Source organism: Kitasatospora sp. NPDC127060 (assembly GCF_042724935.1).
In the GTDB taxonomy this organism is placed as follows: domain Bacteria; phylum Actinomycetota; class Actinomycetes; order Streptomycetales; family Streptomycetaceae; genus Kitasatospora.
The window spans coordinates 1-19,562 of the sequence record NZ_JBHXEG010000030.1 but is presented as its reverse complement, the minus strand read 5'-3'; the positions used below and the strand labels follow the sequence as shown (position 1 = coordinate 19,562).

Here is a 19,562-nt window from a genome sequence, read left to right as displayed (position 1 = left end):
GGCGGCCCTTCACGATTGGGTAACGGCCGGTCGGCCGTCCGGTCAGCCGGCGTTGGTGTCGGCCGGGACGCCCTGCTGTCCGACCCGCTCCAGCCGGGAGTGCTTGATGCTGTAGCCGAAGTAGACGACCACGGCGACGCCGAGGGCGATCGCCCCGGCCCGGAAGGTGTCGGCGTGCAGGCCGGTGATCAGGTAGACGCAGAAGCCGATGCTGATCAGCGGGATGACCGGGTAGCCGGGGACCTTGAAGCCGCGCGGCAGGTCGGGCTGGGTGCGGCGCAGGACGATCACGCCGATCGAGACCACCGAGAAGGCGATCAGGGTGCCCAGGCTGGTGATGTCGGCGAGCACGTTCAGCGGGATGAACGCGGCCAGGGCACCCACGCCGACCCCGACCACCAGGGTGTTCCAGACCGGGGTTCCGGTGCGCGGGGAGAGTTCGGCGAAGCGCTTGGGCAGCATGCCGTCGCGGCCCATCGAGTACAGGATGCGGGTCTGGCCGTAGATCACCACCAGGGTGACGCTGAAGATCGAGATGATCGCGCCGACCGCGAAGAGCATCGCGGGCCAGCTCTGGCCGGTGATGTCCTGCAGGATCTGGGCGAGCCCGGCCTCCTGGCCCTTGAAGTCCTGCCAGGGCTGGGCGCCGATGCCGGCCAGGGCGACCAGGATGTAGAGCAGGGTCACCACGACCAGCGAGATGATGATCGCCATCGGCATGGTGCGGCGCGGGTTCTTGACCTCCTCCCCGGCGGTGGACACCGCGTCCAGGCCGATGAAGGAGAAGAAGATGCTGGAGGCGGCCATCTGCACGCCGCCGATGCCCAGCGGCATGAACGGGGTCAGGTTGCCGGAGCGGAAGCCGGTGAGCGCGATGCCGACGAACAGCAGCAGGATGACGATCTTGATCCCGACCATGGCCGCGTTGACCTTCACCGACTCGCTGACGCCGCGGACCAGCAGGAAGCAGATCATCGCGACCAGCAGCAGCGCCGGCAGGTTGAACCAGTGGGTGGCGTCCGGCGCGCCGGACAGCCGCTCGGGGATCTTGACCCCGAAGGCCAGGTCGAGGAACTTGTTCAGGTACTCGGCCCAGCTGACCGCGATCGCGGAGGCGGAGACGCCGTACTCCATCAGCAGGCAGATGCCGACGCCGAAGGCGACGCCCTCGCCGAGGGTGGCGTACGCGTAGGAGTACGAGGAGCCGGAGACCGGGATCGCGGAGGCCATCTCGGCGTAGCAGAGCGCGGTGAGCCCGGCGGTGACGGCGGCGATCACGAAGGACAGGATGACGGCCGGCCCGGCGTCCGGCACCGCGGTGCTGAGCACGAAGAAGATGCCGGTGCCGATGGTGGCGCCGATGCCGATCGCGGACAGCTGCCAGAGGCCGATCGAGCGGCGCAGGTGGATGCCGGAGCGTCCGCCCTCCTCGGGGGCGCCGGCTGGGAGGCCGTGGCCCTCACTCTCCGCGATCAGGGTCGAGACGGGCTTGCGTCGCAGCAGACGTGCACCAAGGGTGTTGCTGGCCAAAACGGCGGTCCTTCTAGGCGGGGGAGGGTGTCCTAGGGGCCGGTCACCTGTGGCACCGGAGGGTGCCTTCGGGGACCAACCGAACAAACATGGGACAGTACCCCGCGAAGACACCAGTGTCGCAAACAAACAATACCGATCAGCGCATTGTACGAATCGGCACATCAGACATAACAAACCGGACACTTCGCACCCGTCGAACCTCCCGCTGTTCCGGCGGAAACGTCCAGCTCAGCCCGTCCGATTGGCCTCAACGGCCGAGCACCGCCCGCAGCACCGACCGGGCGATCGGAGCGGCCAGCGCGCCACCGGTCACATCCGTGGCGTCACTGTCCGCGACCACCACGGCCACCGCCACCGGCGGCACCGCGTCCGAACCGGCCGGCTTGGCCCAGGCGATGAACCAGGCGTACGGCGTCCCGCTGTTGTCCACCCCGTGCTGGGCGGTGCCGGTCTTGCCGCCGACCACCGCCCCGTCGATCCGGGCGTTGCCGCCGGTGCCCTTCTCCACCACGTCGGTCATCAGCCGCCGCACCTGCCCGGCCACCACCGGGGTCAGCGCCCGCCGGTACACGGCCGGCTTCATCCGCTCCACCTCGGTGCCGTCGCTCCCGGTCAGCCGGTCCACCAGCTGCGGCCGCATCACCGTCCCGTCGTTGGCGATCCCGGCCGCGACCATCGCCATCACCAGCGGGGTGGCCGCGGTGTCGAACTGCCCGATCGAGGAGAGCGCCAACTGGGACGGGTCCATCGCGGTGTCCACGTTGGAGCGGGCCGGGCGCACCGGCACGTCCAGCCTCGGGTCGTTGAAGCCGAAGCCCTCGGCCGTCGCCACCAGCTCGGACAGCCCGCTCCGCACCCCCAGGTAGCCCAGCACGCTGTTGCAGCTGACGGTCATCGCCGTGTCCAGCGAGAGCCCCGGCCGGTCGCAGGCCGCGCTGTCGTTGACCAGCGGCGTGGTCGTCCCGGGCAGCACGTACGGGAAGGGCGCGGCGGTGGGCGCGTCCGGGTCGGTGACCACCCCGGCCGACAGCGCCGCGGCCGCGGTGACCACCTTGAAGGTCGAGCCCGGCGGGTAGGTCTGGCGCAGCGCCCGGTTGAGCATCGGCTGGTCGGTGTCGTCCTGCAGCCGGTTCCAGGCCCGCTGGTCGGCGCCGGCGGACCCGGCGAAGGAGCCCGGGTCGTACGAGGGGGTGCTGGCCAGCGCCAGGATCCGCCCGGTGGCTGGCTCGATCGCGGCCACCGCGCCCTTCTGGTCGCCGAGCCCGCGCATCGCGGCCTGCTGGGCCGCCCGGTCGATCGTGGTGTACACGTCCCCGCCGGGGTTGCGCCGGCGGGAGACCGCGTCCCAGAGCGACCAGCCGCTCAGCCGCCCGTCGGTGCCGGTCAGCAGGTCGTCCTCGGTGCCCTCCAACTGGCTGTTGCCGTACGCCTGGGAGGCGAAGCCGGTGACGGCGGCGTAGGTCGGGCCGTCGGCGTAGTCGCGCTTGTACGCGTACCGGCCGCCGGTCGGACGGGAGCCGGTCACCGCCTGGCCGCCGACCAGGATGTCGCCGCGCGGCTGGGCGTACCGCTCGACGGTGAGCCGCTGGTTGGCCTGGTTGCGGTCCAGTCCGTCGGCCTCGAACACCTGCACCCGGGTGGCCTGCACGCACAGCGCCCCGACCAGCAGCAGGCAGAAGGTGGCCGCCCGTCGGCCGGTGACCGAGATCCCGGGCAGCCCCTGCGGGCCGTTGCCGCCGGGCCGGACCCCTCCGGGCCGGCCCCCTGGCCGGACTCCTCCGGGCCGGTTCCGGGCCATCACACCCCCTCGGGAACGGGCCGCCGGGCGTCGTCGCTCATCCGCACCAGCAGCGCCACGATGATCCAGTTGGTGACCACCGAGGAGCCGCCCTGGGCGATGAACGGCATGGTCATCCCGGTCAGCGGGATCAGCGCGAGCACCCCGCCCGCCACCACGAACACCTGCAGCCCGACGATCGCCGCCAGCCCGATCGCCAGCAGCCGCCCGAACGGGTCGCGCAGCGCGATGCCGGTCCGGAAGCCGCGCGAGACCAGCACCGCGTACAGCAGGAACACCGCGGTCAGCCCGGTCAGGCCGAGCTCCTCGCCGATGGTGGCGAGGATGAAGTCCGACTTGGCGGCGAAACCGATCAGCACCGAGTGCCCGTTGCCCAGCCCGGTACCCAGCTCACCGCCCCAGGCGAAGGCGAACAGCGACTGGGCGATCTGGTTGGCGCCCCGGCCGGCCGTGATCGAGCCCAGCGGGTCCAGCCAGTCCACCACCCGGCTGTGCACGTGCGGCGAGAGCCAGCCCACCGTCACCGCGCCGACCGCCGCCAGCCCCAGCCCGATCGCGATCCAGCCGGTGCGCGCGGTGGCCACGTAGAGCATCACCACGAACAGGCCGAAGTACAGCAGGGCCGTCCCGAGGTCGGTCTCCAGCACCAGCACCCCGACGAAGGCCGCCCAGATCATCAGCACCGGCCCGAGCACCCGCCCGCGCGGCAGCTGCCAGCGCCAGACCCGGCGGCCGGTGAGCGCCAGCGCGTCCCGGTGCACCGCCAGGTAGGCCGCGAAGAAGACGGCCAGCAGGATCTTGGCGAACTCCCCCGGCTGGAAGGACAGCGGCCCGACGACGATCCAGATCCGGGAGCCGTACACCGGAGGGAACAGGATCGGCACCACCAGCAGGACCAGCGCCAGCAGCGCCCCGACGTGGGCGTAGCGGCGCAGCCGCCGGTGGTCGCGCACCAGCAGCACCACGGCGGTGAACAGCGCCACCCCCAGGGCCGACCAGAGCAGCTGGGTGGAGGCGGCCTCCCGGCCCGGGGTGGCCCGGTCGAGGCGGTAGATCACCACCAGCCCGATCCCGTTGAGCAGCACCGCGATCGGCAGCAGCAGCGGGTCCGCGTACCGGGCCCGCCACCGGATCACGCCGTGCGCCGCCAGGGCCAGCACGCCGAGCGCGGCCCCGTACTGGGCGGCGTCGGCGGGCGCCTCGCCGTCCAGGTCGACGCCGACCTCGACGTAGCCGAACACAGCGGCCAGGACGGCGGTCAGCACCAGCACCAGCTCGGTGGTGCGCCTGGTGGGCACCGGCCGGGCGGGCCGGGCGGCGGATCTCGTCACGGCGGAGGGTGTCGCCACGGACCGTCCTGGGAGGGGAGGCGGGAGTCGAAGGGGCCGACCGGGTCCGGGCACCGGCGCCCCGGTTCGTCACCCTAACGAGCGTTGTCCCCGTGTATCGGCTGTTCGTCACGGTGTGTCCGCCATTGCCGCTTCCGCCCCCGCCGGGCCCTCACTCCGGCCGCCGCCCGGCCAGCGCCGCCACCCCGGCCCCGACCGCGGCCGCCAGGACGACCGAGAGCAGCAGTTCGCCCCAGGGCACGGCGAGCCGCCCGGTCCGGGCCGCCGCCACCAGCCCGCGCACCGCCGCGTTGGCCGGCGAGAGCGGCACCACCAGCGCCGCCGCGGCCAGCCCGAGCGCCGCCAGGATGCCGTACGGCGAGCGGACCAGCACCGGGCGGTTGCCCAGCGCCCCGGCCAGCACCCCCAGCAGCGCGCACACCACCGAGGTCGCCAGCCCGGCCGGCAGCGCCCGGCCGACGCCCGGGTCCTGCCCTGCCCCCGGGTTCGCCACCGCCCCGCTGGTCCACCACAGCGCCGCCACCTCCCCCACCGCCAGCAGCAGAGCCGCCGTCAGCGCCGCCAGCAGCGCCCCCAGGTGCACCCGCGCCGGGCCCGCCGCCGCGACCAGGCAGGCCCGCGAGGCCGGCGGCTCCGCGGTCAGCGCGCTGCGCACGAACCAGGCGCTCACCGGCACCAGCAGCCCCGCGCCGAAGCCCAGCCCGCCCAGCAGCGGGTCCCCCGGCGTCACCCCGATCACCAGCACCAGCGCGAACGCCAGGAACGGCGGCAGCCAGGCGTGCGAACGCGCCAGCAGCTCCAGGTGGTACCGGGTCAGCGCCCCGACCTGCCTCACCGCGCCACCTCCCGACGACGCACCGCCAGCACCCGCACCGCAGGACGGCTCACCAGCAGGGCGCGCAGCAGCGCGTCCGAGTGCGCGGCCGGCACCACCAGCCGCACCGCCGTCCCGTCCAGCGGGGTCGGCTCCGGCCCGCCGGGCAGCCGCTCCGGCAGCGGGGCGCCGTTCGGGAGGTCCAGCTCGATCTCCATCACCGGCCCGCCCCGGTCCACCGCCACCGGCTCCTCGGCCGGTTGCAGGCCGCCGTCCGGGCCGACCCGGTACGCCGCGCTGGTCCGCCCGGCCAGCCGGGCCGGGTCGTGGTCCACGAACAGCACCGTGCCGCCCGCCGCCGCCCGCTCGGCGGCCGCGTCGTCCAGCACCGCCCGGGCCTGCGGGTCGAGCCCGGTCCAGGCCTCGTCCAGCAGCAGCACCCGGGCCTCGGCGATCAGCGCCTGCGCCACCGCGACCTTCTGGCAGGTGCCCTTGGACAGCCGGCTCAGCGGGGTGCCCGCCCGGTCCGCGATGCCGAACCGGTCCAGCCACTCCCCGGAGCGCCGCCGCGCCGCCTCCGCCGACAGCCCGTGCACCCGGCCCACCCGCAGCAGGTACGACGCGGCGTCGAAGGGCAGCGCCGGCGGGAAGCGCTCCGGCACGTACGCCGCGGCCCCGGGCCGTACCACCCGGCCGGTGCTCGGCCGCTCGATCCCGGCCGCCAGCCGCAGCAAGGTCGACTTGCCGCTCCCGTTCGCCCCGGCGATCCGCACCAGCTCCCCCGGCCCGACGGCCAGCCGGACGTCCCGCAGGATCCACCGCCCGCCCCGCCCGTACCGCTTGCCGACCCCGGCCAGCTCCATCCGCACCCCGCCTCCATCCGGTCCCCCGAAGGCTATCCACCGCGGGTAAGGCCGCCGTGAGCATCGCGACGCGCAATCCCCCGGCCACGCGCCGGAGTTCACGCCGGGGCAGGTGGGGGCACCGCCCGGTCCCGTTTGGCCTTGACGAACTGATGATCCCTAGGATCGGCCGGGTGAATACCGGACGACGACCGAAAACCAGGCTCGGCAGCCTGCTGGCCGCCCTGGCGATAACGGGCGCCTCGCTGCTCCTCGGCCTGCCCGCCCAAGCCGACGAACCCTCAGCCGGCGCCTCATCCGCACCGAAGGAGGCCCCCAAGGTCGATCTGATCCTGGACGTCAGCGGCTCCATGAACATCGCCGACATCCAGGGCAAGAGCCGCATCTCGGTGGCCCAGCAGTCGCTGAACGAGGTGATCGACGCCCTGCCCGCGGAGACCGAGTTCGGCATCCGCACCCTCGGCGCCACCTACCCCGGCAACGACAAGAACGTCGGCTGCCAGGACACCAAGCAGCTCTTCCCGGTCGGCAAGACCAACAAGGTGGAGGCCAAGACCGCGGTCGCCACCCTGCGCCCCACCGGCTGGACCCCGATGGGCCTGGCCCTGCGCGGCGCGGCCCAGGACCTCGGCAAGGGCGACGCCACCCGCCGGATCGTGCTGATCACCGACGGCGAGGACACCTGCACCCCGCCCGACCCGTGCGACGTGGCCCGCGAGCTCGCCGCCCAGGGCATCCACCTGGTGGTCGACACCCTCGGCCTGGCCCACGACGACAAGACCCGCCAGCAGCTGCTCTGCATCGCCAACGCGACCGGCGGCACCTACACCGACGTCCGCACCCCGCAGCAGCTCACCGACAAGGTGAAGCAACTGGTCGACCGCTCCAACGACACCTACACCGTCAACCCGGTCAAGACCGTCGGCACCGACAAGTGCGAGAGCGCCCCGGTGCTCACCCCCGGCGTCTACAGCGACCGGGAGAAGTTCTCCGAGCACCGCGTCTACAAGGTCCCGGTCAAGGCCGGCCAGGAGCTGCGCGCCTCGGTCAGCGTGAGCCTCGACCGCGCGGTGGCCCGGGACTACGGCGTCCTGCTCCAGGCCACCAGCGCCACCGGCCAGGAGCTGGTCCGCGGCACCGACGCCGGCAGCAACCGCATCGACGTCATCTCCACCGGCCTGCGATGGTCCACCGCCGACTCCAAGGGCTACGTCACCGCGAGCCCGACCGCGTCGGCCAAGGACAAGCCGGACACCGCCGTCTGCCTGGTCGTCAGCAACTCGCTGGCCCCCCAGTCCGGCGTCCAGGCCGACCCCGGCATGCCGCTGGAGCTGACCGTGGACCTCGCCTCCGCCTCGCCCGCCCCCGAGGGCGCCGCGATGGGCCTCGGCCGCGGCTGGATCCTGCTGCTCACCCTCACCCTGGCCGGCCTGGTCTTCGGCCTGGTCTCCGGCTGGATCGCGCGCTGGCGGATCGCCGTCTGGCGGGAGAACTGATCATGCGTACGACGATCCGCGGCGCCCTCGCCGCCCTCGCCCTGCTGCCCGCCCTCGCGCTGGGCACCCCGGCCGCCTCCGCCGCCTCGCCGTCCCCCACGGCGACCGCGAGCGGCACCCCGGCCCCGGTCACCAAGGCCGGCACCTCCTTCCTGACGGCGGTCAACCTCTCCCCCGGCCAGGACGCCGACGTCGCCGCCTCCACCGGCGACTACCTGTACTGGGCGTTCGGTGCCTCCGAGGGCCAGACCCCGACGGTCAGCCTGACCGTCAACCTGGCCCCGGCCGCCGACCGGCACGGCCCGCAGACCTGGAGCGTCGAGGTCTTCGACGGGCTGCGCCGCCGCCAGGCCTGCACCGCCGGCACCCAGAACGCCACCGGCGACCAGAGCGCCACCAGCGTGGCGCTGAACTGCACCCTGCGCGAGGTCCGCACCTGGGCCGAGCCGTGGTCCGGCGACCCGCTGCCCGGCACCTACTACGTCCGGCTGTCGGTCACCGACGCCCCGCAGCCCGACCTCGGCCTGGCCGCCACCGCCCAACTGCACGTCGCCGCCAAGGGCAACGCCGACAACGCCCAGCCCGAGGGCGGCGAGCTCAAGGCCCCCCTGGTCCCGCCGGCCGGCGGCGGCGCCGGCACGGCCAAGGCCGCGGCCCCGGTCGCGGAGAAGGAGCACTGGTACACCGGCTGGTTCTCCGGCTGGAACAGCCGCTGGTACTGGACCGTCGGCGGCGGCTTCCTGGCCGCCCTGGCCGGCGTCCTCGGCTACCACCTGACCCGCCACCCGCGCGGCCGACGCCCCGGCCACCACGGCGCCGTCCCGCCCCAGGGCTCGCACCAGCACGACCACTACGCCGAGCGCCCGTAACCCCGCCCGCCCGAGGGCCGACCGGACACCTTCCGGCCGGCCCTCCGGCATGTCTACGCTCGAAGCATGCAGCCGCGCGGCCGGATCGTGGTCGGCGTGGACGGCTCCGCCCCCGCCCGCGCCGCCGCCCGGTGGGCGGCCCGGCTGGCCGGCCTCACCGGCGGCCCGCTGGAGGCGGTGGCGGTCTGGGACTTCCCCTGCCTGTTCGGCGAGCACGGTCTCGTCCCGCCCGCCCTGGACGGCTTCGAGCCGGAGCGCCGCGCCGCCGAGATCCTCGCCGAGACGGCGGCCGACTGCGCCGGCCCCCTGTGCCGCCGCCTCACGGCCGGGCCACCGGGCCCCGCCCTGGTCACCGCTGCCACCGGCGCAGCCCTGCTGGTCCTCGGCAACCGCGGCCACGGCACCCCGCCGGACGCCCCGCTGGGCACCGTCGCCCAGTACTGCCTGTGCCACGCGCCCTGCCCGGTGGTCATCGTGCGCGCGGCCGGGCTCAGCCCTTGAACAGGTTGTGCCCCACGTCGGACGGCACCTCGTCCTGGACCGGCTTGCTGCCCGGCCCCGGCACGTGCTCGCCGGGCACCGGCTGGTCGCCCTCCCGGTGCAGCAGCACCACCCCGTCCTGGGCCCAGATCTGCCGGTAGCCGTGCGCCAGCAGCAGCTGGATCCGCTCGGCCTGTTCCTTGTCCGTCTTGAACGGGAAGGACCGCTTGTCGGAGCGGGTCAGCACGTAGTCGCGGCCCCGCGGCGTGCCGTCCACCAGCACCACGTCGGTCCGGGCGGTCAGCCGCGGCGCGATCTGGTTGTCGGCCTCCACCGAGGCGCCGTCCGGGATCAGCGCGGCCGCCCGGACCAGCGCGGCCTCGCTCGCCCTGGGCTCCCAGGAGGACGGCACCGCCAGCTGCAGCAGCCCGATCGGCACCGCCGCCACCAGCGCCACCCCGACCGCGCCCAGGCCCAGCAGCCGGGCCCGCCGCCGGGTGCGCTCGGGCCGATCGGCGCTGCTCAGCCGCCCCAGCACCTCGAGGGTGGCGGTGAGCAGGACGGGCCAGAGCATCGAGTCGTAGTGCCGGGCGATCGACCAGTGGTTGGGGTTGCTGGAGAGGATCCGCTCGGCCAGCAGCGGCAGCATGCACAGCACGGTGGCGGAGCGCAGCGGCAGCAGGAACAGGGTGCCGAACAGCCAGAGCAGCAGCAGCGGCTTCAACGGCTGGTCGAAGGCGGTCTGCACCAGCAGGAACGGGTCGTGCAGCAGGTTGGTGACCGCCTGGCCGCCGTCCTTGCCGAGGGTGTCGTAGTTCCAGTAGTAGCCCGGCTCCCCGCCCATCGCCGGGATCAGCCACTTGATCGCCACCGCGGCGGCGACCGGCCCGCCCAGCAGCAGGCAGATCCCGGTGAAGCGCCCGGCGCGGTCCGCGGTGCGCCGGGTGCGCAGCAGCAGCACCAGCCCGTACGCGCCGACCAGCAGGCCCAGGTCCTCCTTGGTGCAGCACAGCAGCACCGCGGCGAGCAGCACCGTGCCGTAGCGGCGGGCCAGCCCGCGCTCCAGCATCAGCAGGGTCAGCGGGACGGCGAAGGCCACCTCGTGGAAGCCGACCCGGGAGGCGACCAGCAGCGGCCAGCCGAGCGCGTAGGCCAGTCCGGCCAGGTCGGCGGCCCGGCGGGCGGTGCGCGGCTCGGCGGCGGTGAAGGAGTGCGCGGCGATCCGCCGGATCAGCGGCACCCCGAGGGCGAACAGCAGCGCCTGTCCGACGATCAGCGAGCGCGGGTCGTCCCAGATCCAGTACAGCGGCGCGAGCAGCGCCAGCACCGGGGAGAAGTGGTCACCGAGTAGCGAGAACCCGGGCGGGAACTCGTGGTGGTAGGACTTCAGCGTGGAGACCGGCAGCCCGAAGTGGGCGTAGCCGCGTATGCCCTGGTCGAAGATGCCGAGGTCGAAGCCGCCGAGCGAGACGGAGGCCCAGCCCTGCATGCCGATGGCGCACATCACCGCGAAGCACAGCAGGCTGAGCAGCAGGGTGCGCCGGGCGGGCGTGCCCAGGACGGTCGCGGCCCTGCGGGCGGCAGCGGGTACGACGGCCCGGGGCGTCGGCGGGATCGCGGTCTGGGTGGTCACGTCGGCTCTGGTCCGTCTCTGGTCCGTCAGGACCGATTGGTCAGGGCGGGGTCACGTTCGGGCTCGTGGCCGGGCTCGTGGTCGAGCTTGGCGCCGAGCAGCTCCCAGGCGCCGGCCGAGGCGTCGACCGCCTGCCGCCGGGCCCGGTAGAGCCGCACCCCGATGACGAGCAGGACGGCGATGGCCAGCGGCGGGTAGATCGATCCGGGCAGCTGCCAGTTCCAGGTGACCCCGCGGCCCCAGCGGTGCGGCACCAGCCACATCACGTGGGAGAGGAACACCAGCAGCGTCACCCCGAGCAGCACCCGGCGGCCGGTGCTGCGGGCCTCGGCGACCAGCAGGGCGATCAGCGGGATGCACCAGACCCAGTGGTGGGTCCAGCTGATCGGCGAGACCAGCAGCGCGGTGAACGCGGCGCAGACCCCGCCCCAGGCGTCGGCCCGGCGCAGCACCCGGACGGAGCGCCCGGCGAGCACGGCCACCCCGAGCCCGAGCGTGGCGACCAGCGCGGAGGCGATCAGCCCGACCAGCCCGGGGTCGTTGACGTCGAGCAGCCGGCAGACGGCCCCGCGCAGCGACTGGTTGTCCACCAGCACGGTGACGCCGACCCGGCTCGGGTCCCACAGGTACTGGGTCCAGAACCCGTACGAGCCGTCCGGCAGCAGGATCCAGCCGATCAGCCCGGCCGCCAGGAAGGTGCCCATGGAGACCAGGGCGGCCCGGATCCGGCCGGTCAGGAACAGGTAGACGGCGAACAGCCCCGGGGTGATCTTGATCGCGGTCGCCAGGCCGATGCCCACGCCCTTGGCCCGGCTGCGGTCGGGGCGGGTGAGGTCCCACAGCACCAGGCAGAGGATGCCGAGGTTGACCTGGCCGTACTGGAAGGTGGTGTAGACCGGCTCCAGCCAGACCGCGAGGCCGGTCCCGAGCACGGTGAGCGCCGTCCGGTGCCGCCGGGCGGGCCAGCCGGCCAGCTTGAGCGACAGGAACACCGCCAGGCCGAGCAGCGCGTAGTTGCCGAGCATCACCAGGACGCGCAGGGTGCTCACGTCGAACCAGGTGCTCGGTACGAACAGCATCGCGGCGAACGGCGGGTAGGTGGCCGGCAGGTCCCAGCCGGGCAGCCGCATCGCGTACAGGTCGTCGCCGTTGACGACGGCCTGGCCCTCGGCCCGGTAGACGAGCATGTCGACCATGGTGGCGCCGTGCAGGTGCCGCTGGACGACGAAGGCCGCCACCGACAGCACCGCGACACAGGCCGCCGCGATGGTCCAGGAGTTCGGTCTTCCGTTCGCCGGGCGGCCGTCGGGCCCCTCCGGGTCCGCTTGCCGCGTCCAACGTTTCAGACCGAACTCGCGCACCGCGATGGCACCCCGTCGAGATAGACCAGATCGTTCCCTCGTCAGCGTCTGGGCCCACCCACCATAACCGACCCCTCCGAGACTCCCCCGAGTCCCAAAGCACGTCAGATTCCGCCCTGGTGAGAGCGGTGTGACCTCGGTCACGGGCCTCGCCGCCCGGCCTTGCGAGCCGCAAAACGCGAAGTCCCGCCGGGAGTTGACTCCCGGCGGGACTTGGTGGACCGGTCGGAACCGGTCCGTTGGGTGGAGCTGAGGGGATTCGAACCCCTGACCCCCTCGATGCGAACGAGGTGCGCTACCGGACTGCGCCACAGCCCCAACGAGAAGAAACTCTAGCACCTTTCGGAGGGGGTCCGTGACCACCCCCCTGGTCGGGGGTGGTCACCCACCTCATTCGTTGGCGGCGCGGGGGCGGGACTCCGGAGCCGGGGCTTCGGCGTACTGGTCGAACAGCGGGGTGCTGCGGGACTCGGTGGGGCGACCGGCGGTCCAGGTGCCGGGGGCCGACAGGTCGAGGCCGCGGGACACCCTGGGCGCGACCGGCGCGGTGACGTAGGTCGGCAGCGGAACGGGCACCGGCTCCCAGGAGTCCGGGCCGGCCGCACCGCGCTCGCGCATGCCGTCGACCCACTCCTCGTGCTCGGTCGCCTCGGCCACCGCGGAGGCGGACGGCACCGCGACGGTGACCTGCTCGGGATCGGCGGCCAGCCGCAGGTGCGCCCGGCCGGGCCGGTGCCCGGCGGGCGCGGACGGGGCCGGCTCCACCGGGGCGGGGGCCTCGACCGTCGGCCGGTCGTCCACCGGGGCCTCGGCCCGCTGCCGCTCGCGCTGGCGCAGCCGCTCGGCCGCCTGGGCGGCCCGGTTGCGGTCCAGCTTCACCTCGTACCGCTCGCGCTCCAGCTTGCGCAGGTGGCCGATGTAGAAGGTGAGGAGGAGTGCCGGGACGGCCGGGACCCAGAGGAAGGCGAGGCCGGCCACCGCGGCGACCACCGCGCCGAGCGCGAACGCCAGGAAGAGGACGGTGACCATCCGGCGCCGGCGGGCCAGCAGCCGCGCCCGGCGCTCCCCGCTGCCCTGCCGCACCGGGGCCGGCCGTTCGGCCGGGCGCTCCGCCGGGGGTCCCGCCGGGGGTTCGGGCTCCCGCGCCACGGGATCGCCGGGGGCGGCCCCGTCCCGTTCGGGAGGGCCGTCGTTGCTGTGCTCGTCGTCACGCGGTTCGTCGCCCAGGGCCCGGGCTGCCCGTCGCTCCAGCGCCGAACGCCCGGCCAGCAGGCGGATGGCGGTGCTGAAGCGTTCCGTCGGGCGCGCCTCGTTGAGTTCGTCCTGCCTGCGGAGCCACATCGGCACCAGATAGGCGGCCCAGGCCCCTACGATGACGGCGTAGATAAGGCCGCTACTGCTCACGATTCACACCGTACGGGCGCCGGGGAAGGCCTGGCAGCAATTTGACGCGGCGTGTCGTGTGATCAAGCTGATTCTCCGACTATTTTGCCGGCGTTTGTGACGGTCCGCCACCGCGTCGATGCCATATCGATATTCTTTTCGAACATATATTCAATTACGTGGCTCGCGCCCGGAACTGATCGCCCGCCAGCGCTCCAGCATCCCCTCCGGGACCTCCTCGGCGGTCAGGACGTAGACCAAGTGGTCCCGCCAGTCCCCGTCGATGTGGAGATAGCGCGGGCGGATTCCCTCCGAGCGGAAGTCGAGCTTTTCCACCACCCGTCGGCTCGGCCCGTTCTCCGGGCGGATGCAGACCTCGATCCGGTGCAGTCCGAGGGTGTGGAAGCAGTAGTCCACCGCGAGCGCCACGGCCGTCGGCATGATGCCCCGGCCGGCCACCGCCTCGTCGATCCAGTAGCCGACGTTGGCCGAGCACATCGAGCCCCAGGTGATCCCGCCGACGGTCAACTGACCGACCAGCTGGCCCTTGTAGAGCACCACGAAGGGCAGCATCCGGCCGGCCGAGGCCTCCCCGCGCAGGAACCGGACCATCTGCCGGTAGGTCGGCCGGGGCCCGGCCGCCTGGCCCGGCGGGCCGGGCGGCACGGTGGCCTCCCAGCGGCGCAGCCAGTCCCGGTTGCGCCGGCTCACCTCCTGCCAGTCGCGCTGGTCGCGCGCCCGGATCGGGCGCAGCACGACCTCCCCCTCGTGGAGCTCTACCGGCCAGCCGGCGTTCAGTGCGCTCTCCTAGATGCTGGGGCCCCGGAAGCTGGTGCGTCGGGCCGGGGGTGGTCCCCGCCGCCGAGCTGGTCGACGGCGTGGGCGAGCAGCGGCTCCAGCACGGCCAGGCCGTCCTTGACGCCGCCGGTCGAGCCCGGCAGGTTGACGATCAGGGTACGTCCGGCGAGCCCGGCGAGCCCGCGGGAGAGCGCCGCGGTCGGCACCTTGTCGCGGCCGTGGGCGCGAATGGCCTCGGGGATGCCGGGGATCTGCCGGTCGATCACCCGGGCGGTCATCTCGGGGGTGAGGTCCATCGGCGAGATGCCGGTGCCGCCGGTGGTCAGCACCACGTCGTACCCGGCGGCGACGGCCTCGCGCAGGACGGTCTCGACCGGCTCGCCGTCCGGGACGACCCGGGGGCCGTCGGCGGTGAAGCCCATCGCGGTCAGGCCCGCCACCAGCAGCGGGCCGCCCTTGTCCTCGTACACCCCGGCCGAGGCCCGGTTGGAGACGGTGACGGCGAGCGCCGTCATGCGCTGCGCCGTCATGCGCCGGCCTCCGGCGCGAACCAGTCGCCGCTCTTGCCGCCGGTCTTGCTGAGCACCCGGACGGACTCGATGCTCGCACCCTTGTCGACCGCCTTGACCATGTCGATCACGGTCAGCGCGGCGACCGTCACCGAGGTCAGCGCCTCCATCTCGACGCCGGTGCGGTCCGCGGTCTTCACGGTGGCGGTGATCTCGACCGCGTCGTCCACGACGGCGAGGTCGACCTTGACGCCGGAGACGGCGATCGGGTGGCAGAGCGGGATCAGGTCCGGGGTCCGCTTGGCGCCCATGATCCCGGCGATCCGGGCCACCGCGAGGGCGTCGCCCTTGGGCACGCCCTCGCCGCGCAGCAGTTCCACGACCTTCGGGGAGACCTTGACCCGCCCGGCCGCGACGGCGGTGCGCGCGGTGGTGGCCTTCTCTGAGACGTCGACCATCCGGGCCGCGCCCTGCTCGTCGACGTGGGTGAGGCGGTCGCCGGGGTTCGGTGTCGTCACGGGTAACTCCAGGGGCGCGCAGGTCGAATACCGCGCTACCGTACCGCTCGGTCACCCGCCCGCTCGCCTCCGGGCGCTCTTGACCCGCCGCCGACGGTCGGCGGTGCGCCGATTGCTCAGGCGTCCAGCAGGACCACGTCGACCTCGCTGCCGGCCGGCAGCTCGGTGACCTCCTCGGGGACGGTGATCAGGCAGTTCGCCCGGGCCAGCGCGCCGACCAGGTGGGAGTCGGCGCCGCCCACCGGCTCGACCGTGCCGTCCGCGGCCGAGTGGCGGCCGCGCAGGAACTGCCGTCGCCCGGCCGGGGAGCGCAGCGCGGACGGGCAGAGCGCGCGCACCACCGGGCGGTGGACGTCGGCCGCGCCCAGCATGGTGCGGATCACCGGGCGGACGAAGAGTTCGAAGGAGATGTAGGCGCTCACCGGATTGCCCGGCAGGGCGAGCAGCGGCACCCCGGCGCCGGCGCCGATCCGGCCGAAGCCCTGCGGCTTGCCGGGCTGCATCCGCAGCTTGCGGAACTCGACACGGGCGGCTCCGCCGCGGGCCACGCCCCCGTAGGACTCGAAGACCTCCTTGACCACGTCGTACGCGCCGACGCTGACCCCGCCGCTGGTGACGATCAGGTCGGCCCGGCCGAGCTGCTCCTCCAGGACGGCGCGCAGCCGGTCGGCGTCGTCGGGGACGGCGCCGACCCGGTAGGCGATGGCGCCGGCCTCCTGGGCGGCCGCGGTGAGGGTGAAGCTGTTGGAGTCGGCGATCTGGCCGGGCCCGATCGGCTCGCCGGGCTGGACCAGCTCGCTGCCGGTGGAGAGCACCACCACCCGCGGGCGCGGGCGGACCTTCACGGTGGCCCGGCCGATCGCGGCCAGCAGGCCGAGCTGGGCGGGACCGAGCCGGGTGCCGGCCGCCAGGACCAGGGTGCCGGCCGCGACGTCGCTGCCGGCCCGGCGGATGTGCGCGCCCTCGGCGACCGGGCGCAGCACCCGGACCTCCTCGTCCGCCACCGGCGCGGTCATCGCGGCGGCGGCGACCCCGGTGCCGGTGCCGCCGTCGGTCCACTCGACCGGGGCGACGGCCTGGGCACCGGGCGGCAGCGGGGCGCCGGTCATGATCCGGGCGGCCTGGCCGGGGCCGACCTTCGGCAGTTCGCCCGCGCCGGCGGCGATGTCGCCGACCACGGTGAGCACCGAGGGGTAGGTCTCGGTGGCTCCCCGGGTGTCGGCGGTGCGGACGGCGTAGCCGTCCATCGAGCTGTTGTCGAAGGGCGGCAGGTCGCCGTCGGCGACCACGTCCTCCTCCAGCCGGCAGCCCTGGGCGTCGAGCAGCTGGAGCTCGATGGCGGGCAGCGGGCCGACGGCGGCCAGCACGTCGGCCCGGTGCTCGTCCACCGTCCAGAAGCGAGGAGCCGCCGGTGCCCGGTCCGCGGACCCGTCGCAGCAGGCTGCGGGGGTGGTGCTGTGCTCCGTGGACCCGGTCATCGGCGGCTCGCTCTCTGTGTCGTGGGCCTGTCCCATGGATTTTGTCCGATCAGGCAAGGATCCATGAGACGGGCACTCGTCAGTCCTGCAGCTCGGAGGCGACGAACTCCCGCAGCCAGGAGCGGAACTCCGGGCCCAGGTCCTCGCGCTCGGAGGCCAGTCGGACGATGGCGCGCAGGTAGTCGGCGCGGTCGCCGGTGTCGTAGCGGCGGCCCTTGAAGAGCACGCCGTGCACCTGGCCGCCGGCCTCGGCCTCGCGGTTGGTCAGCTCGCGCAGGGCGTCGGTGAGCTGGATCTCGCCGCCGCGGCCGGGCGGGGTCTCGCGCAACACGTCGAAGACCAGCGGGTCGAGGACGTAGCGGCCGATGACGGCGTAGTTGGAGGGGGCCTCGCCCGGCTCGGGCTTCTCGACCAGGTCGGTCACCTGGAAGACGTCCTCGCCGAAGCCGTTGGCCTTGACGGCGGCGCAGCCGTAGAGGTGGATCTGGGAGGGGTCGACCTCCATGAGGGCGACGACCGAGCCGCCGAGCTCCTGCTGCACCTCGATCATGCGGGCGAGCAGCGGGTCGCGGGGGTCGATCAGGTCGTCGCCGAGCAGGACGGCGAAGGGCTGGCCGGCGACGTGCTGCTCCGCGACGGAGACGGCGTGGCCGAGGCCCTTGGGGTCGCCCTGGCGGACGTAGTGCATGTTGGCCAGCTCGACGGACTCGCGGACCCGGCGCAGCCGGTCCTCGTCGCCCTTGCGGACGAGCAGCTCCTCCAGCTCGTAGGCGCGGTCGAAGTGGTCCTCCAGCGCGCGCTTGTTACGGCCGGTGACCATCAGTATGTCGGACAGGCCCGCGGACGAGGCCTCCTCGACGACGTACTGGATGGCCGGCTTGTCCACGACGGGCAGCATCTCCTTCGGCGTCGCCTTGGTCGCCGGGAGGAAGCGGGTGCCCAGTCCGGCCGCGGGCACCACGGCCTTGGTCACCGGAATTCGGGGAGTGGTCGTCGTCATGCGTTTACCTTACTCAGGCACGTTTTCGCCCGGCCGAGCGCGTTCGGACGGCTAGGACAGCACGTCGCGGGGCACGGCCACGGTGGCGGGCGGATGGGAAGCGACCGGCTGGGCCGAGGGGCCCCCTCCGGTACAGGCCGACACACTACCCGGCTTTTCCGAACGGTCACGTTCGGCAGCCGGGGCGGGCTGCGGCGCGGAAGCGGGCTGCTCACGGGGCCGGCCGGGCCGGGGCGCGATCCGCCAGCAGTCGCCGCCGGACGCCCGCGCCGCGGCCAGCGCCGCGTCGGCGGAGCGCAGCAGGACGGCGGCGTGGGTGCCGTCCTCGGGCAGCACGGCGATGCCGACGGCGGCGGTCAGGCCGTTGCCCCGGGCCGGGCGGGGCGCCCGGGTGCCGGAGGACCAGTCGAGCAGCAGGTGCCGGCGGACCGACCAGACCAGCCGCTCGGCGACCTGCACGGCGCCGTCGGCCCCGGTGTCCGGCAGCACCACCAGGAACTCCTCGCCGCCGTAGCGGCCCAGGGTGTCCGCGCGGCGGATCTCCATCGCGAGCCGCTGGGCGAGGTCGCGCAGCACCGCGTTGCCGCGGGCGCGGCCGAGCTCGGCGGTGACGGCGTCGAAGCCGGCGATCTCCAGCAGCAGGACGGCCAGCGGGCGCGGGCCGTCGGCCTGGTCGGTGTGCTCGGCGCGGCGGGCCCGTTCGATCTCCCGGTCCAGGGTGAGCTGCAGGTGGCGGTAGTTCCAGACCCCGGTGAGCGGGTCGCAGGAGGCGGTGCGCTCCAGTTCTGCGCAGCGCTCCTCCAGCTCACCGATCCGCCCGGTGAGCCGCTCCCGGTCCTCGGCCGCCTCGGCCCGTTCCCGGCGACCGCGCAGTCCGAGCACGGTGGCCCCGGCCAGTGCGGGGGCGCTGAGCGCGGCCAGGGCCTGGACCAGCAACGGGGTGGACAATCGGGGGCCCTTTCGCGTGTCAGGCTCTGCGCGTCACGGTTTTCGGACGCGGAGGATCCGGTGCACAACGAGAAGAGCGACCTGAGGACACGGCTGTTGACGCAGCGCCGCGCACTGACCGCCGAGGGGCGCGCGGAGGCGGCGGACGCGCTGGCCGGGCACGCCTGGGAGCTGGCGGCGCGCGGCAGCACGGTGGCCGCCTACGTCTCGGTGGGCACGGAGCCCGGGACCAGGCCGCTGCTGGACGCGCTGCGGGAGGACGGCGTGCGGGTGCTGCTGCCGGTGCTGCTGCCCGACAACGACCTGGACTGGGCCGAGTACGCGGGGCCCGGGACGCTGGCCCCGGCCGGGCGCGGGCTGCTGGAGCCGATCGGGCCGCGGCTCGGGCCGGCCGCCGTCACGGGGGCCTCGATGGTGCTGCTGCCGGGCCTGGCGGTGGACCGGGGCGGGCGGCGGCTGGGCCGCGGCGGCGGCAGTTACGACCGGGTGCTGGCCCGGCTGGAGCGGGCCGGGGTGCGGCCGGTGCTGGCCGTGCTGCTGTACGAGCACGAGCTGCTGGAGCGGGTGCCGGCCGAGCCGCACGACCTGCCGGTGGACCTGGCGGTCACGCCCTCGGGGGTGCGGGCGCTCGGCTGAGGGCGCTCGGGCCGGAGGCTCGGCCGAACCGACGACGGCGGCCCGCCCCCCGGGGGGGGGGGGGGCGCCCGGGGGCAGGAGGTAGGGGGGGCAGCC

18 protein-coding genes and 1 tRNA gene are annotated in these 19,562 nt (G+C 74.1%); 4 read left to right on the top strand and 15 right to left on the bottom strand.

Annotation, left to right across the window (positions count from 1 at the left end; all coding sequences use genetic code 11):
* Positions 1 to 42: 42 nt before the first annotated feature.
* The 5 genes from ACFWIS_RS18500 to ACFWIS_RS18480 all read right to left on the bottom strand — a co-directional run bounded on the left by ACFWIS_RS18500 (position 43) and on the right by ACFWIS_RS18480 (position 6,357).
* Positions 43 to 1,695 (bottom strand): amino acid permease, encoded by a 1,653-nt coding sequence (locus ACFWIS_RS18500; protein ID WP_380457192.1) that lies wholly within the window; start codon positions 1,693 to 1,695, stop codon positions 43 to 45.
* Positions 1,696 to 1,780: 85 nt separating this feature from the next.
* A complete protein-coding gene (locus ACFWIS_RS18495; RefSeq protein WP_380457190.1) occupies positions 1,781 to 3,331 on the bottom strand; it encodes a penicillin-binding transpeptidase domain-containing protein in 1,551 nt (516 codons plus the stop codon).
* On the bottom strand, positions 3,331 to 4,662 hold the full coding sequence (locus ACFWIS_RS18490) for an FtsW/RodA/SpoVE family cell cycle protein (RefSeq protein WP_380457188.1): 1,332 nt from the start codon (positions 4,660 to 4,662) through the stop codon (positions 3,331 to 3,333). The genes ACFWIS_RS18495 and ACFWIS_RS18490 overlap by 1 nt, the downstream gene beginning before the upstream one ends.
* Positions 4,663 to 4,831: 169 nt before the next feature.
* Entirely contained in the window at positions 4,832 to 5,515 is a 684-nt protein-coding gene (locus ACFWIS_RS18485) for an ABC transporter (RefSeq protein WP_380457186.1), read from the bottom strand.
* Positions 5,512 to 6,357 (bottom strand): ATP-binding cassette domain-containing protein, encoded by an 846-nt coding sequence (locus ACFWIS_RS18480; RefSeq protein ID WP_380457254.1) that lies wholly within the window; start codon positions 6,355 to 6,357, stop codon positions 5,512 to 5,514. Before ACFWIS_RS18480 ends, ACFWIS_RS18485 begins: the two co-directional genes overlap by 4 nt.
* 173 nt (positions 6,358 to 6,530) lie before the next feature.
* Here ACFWIS_RS18480 and ACFWIS_RS18475 point away from each other — a divergent pair, with 173 nt between their 5' ends.
* From ACFWIS_RS18475 to ACFWIS_RS18465, 3 genes are all read left to right on the top strand, one after another.
* On the top strand, positions 6,531 to 7,853 hold the full coding sequence (locus ACFWIS_RS18475) for a VWA domain-containing protein (RefSeq protein ID WP_380457184.1): 1,323 nt from the start codon (positions 6,531 to 6,533) through the stop codon (positions 7,851 to 7,853).
* A 2-nt stretch (positions 7,854 to 7,855) separates the two neighbouring features.
* Positions 7,856 to 8,722 (top strand): peptidase, encoded by an 867-nt coding sequence (locus tag ACFWIS_RS18470; RefSeq protein WP_380457183.1) that lies wholly within the window; start codon positions 7,856 to 7,858, stop codon positions 8,720 to 8,722.
* 66 nt (positions 8,723 to 8,788) lie between these two features.
* A complete protein-coding gene (locus ACFWIS_RS18465; RefSeq protein WP_380457181.1) occupies positions 8,789 to 9,223 on the top strand; it encodes a universal stress protein in 435 nt (144 codons plus the stop codon).
* On the opposite strand, the gene ACFWIS_RS18460 is transcribed toward ACFWIS_RS18465, so the two are convergent.
* The 10 genes from ACFWIS_RS18460 to ACFWIS_RS18415 form a co-directional block, all read right to left on the bottom strand.
* Positions 9,213 to 10,835 carry a DUF2079 domain-containing protein gene (locus ACFWIS_RS18460; protein WP_380457179.1) on the bottom strand — a complete coding sequence of 541 codons (1,623 nt, stop codon included), beginning with the start codon at positions 10,833 to 10,835 and terminating at the stop codon, positions 9,213 to 9,215. The two genes, ACFWIS_RS18465 and ACFWIS_RS18460, sit on opposite strands and share 11 nt — an antisense overlap.
* Before the next feature lie 26 nt (positions 10,836 to 10,861).
* Positions 10,862 to 12,196 (bottom strand): glycosyltransferase 87 family protein, encoded by a 1,335-nt coding sequence (locus ACFWIS_RS18455; RefSeq protein WP_380457177.1) that lies wholly within the window; start codon positions 12,194 to 12,196, stop codon positions 10,862 to 10,864.
* A 244-nt stretch (positions 12,197 to 12,440) separates the two neighbouring features.
* A tRNA-Ala gene (locus ACFWIS_RS18450) sits at positions 12,441 to 12,514 on the bottom strand.
* 72 nt (positions 12,515 to 12,586) lie between these two features.
* Complete coding sequence (glpR, locus tag ACFWIS_RS18445; RefSeq protein ID WP_380457175.1) at positions 12,587 to 13,600, bottom strand: gephyrin-like molybdotransferase receptor GlpR; 1,014 nt, start codon at positions 13,598 to 13,600, stop codon at positions 12,587 to 12,589.
* Positions 13,601 to 13,750: 150 nt separating this feature from the next.
* Complete coding sequence (locus ACFWIS_RS18440; protein WP_380457173.1) at positions 13,751 to 14,335, bottom strand: GNAT family N-acetyltransferase; 585 nt, start codon at positions 14,333 to 14,335, stop codon at positions 13,751 to 13,753.
* 38 nt (positions 14,336 to 14,373) lie between these two features.
* Positions 14,374 to 14,907 (bottom strand): molybdenum cofactor biosynthesis protein B, encoded by a 534-nt coding sequence (locus tag ACFWIS_RS18435; RefSeq protein WP_380457171.1) that lies wholly within the window; start codon positions 14,905 to 14,907, stop codon positions 14,374 to 14,376.
* Positions 14,904 to 15,404 carry a cyclic pyranopterin monophosphate synthase MoaC gene (gene moaC, locus ACFWIS_RS18430; protein ID WP_380457169.1) on the bottom strand — a complete coding sequence of 167 codons (501 nt, stop codon included), beginning with the start codon at positions 15,402 to 15,404 and terminating at the stop codon, positions 14,904 to 14,906. The genes ACFWIS_RS18435 and moaC overlap by 4 nt, the downstream gene beginning before the upstream one ends.
* 116 nt (positions 15,405 to 15,520) lie before the next feature.
* Positions 15,521 to 16,882 (bottom strand): gephyrin-like molybdotransferase Glp, encoded by a 1,362-nt coding sequence (gene glp / locus ACFWIS_RS18425; RefSeq protein ID WP_380457167.1) that lies wholly within the window; start codon positions 16,880 to 16,882, stop codon positions 15,521 to 15,523.
* Between the two features lie 79 nt (positions 16,883 to 16,961).
* On the bottom strand, positions 16,962 to 17,882 hold the full coding sequence (galU, locus tag ACFWIS_RS18420) for a UTP--glucose-1-phosphate uridylyltransferase GalU (protein WP_380457165.1): 921 nt from the start codon (positions 17,880 to 17,882) through the stop codon (positions 16,962 to 16,964).
* 51 nt (positions 17,883 to 17,933) lie between these two features.
* Positions 17,934 to 18,830 (bottom strand): GGDEF domain-containing protein, encoded by an 897-nt coding sequence (locus ACFWIS_RS18415; protein ID WP_380457164.1) that lies wholly within the window; start codon positions 18,828 to 18,830, stop codon positions 17,934 to 17,936.
* 60 nt (positions 18,831 to 18,890) lie between these two features.
* Between ACFWIS_RS18415 and ACFWIS_RS18410 the strand changes: the two genes are divergently transcribed.
* Positions 18,891 to 19,466 carry a 5-formyltetrahydrofolate cyclo-ligase gene (locus ACFWIS_RS18410; protein ID WP_380457162.1) on the top strand — a complete coding sequence of 192 codons (576 nt, stop codon included), beginning with the start codon at positions 18,891 to 18,893 and terminating at the stop codon, positions 19,464 to 19,466.
* Positions 19,467 to 19,562: the final 96 nt, after the last annotated feature.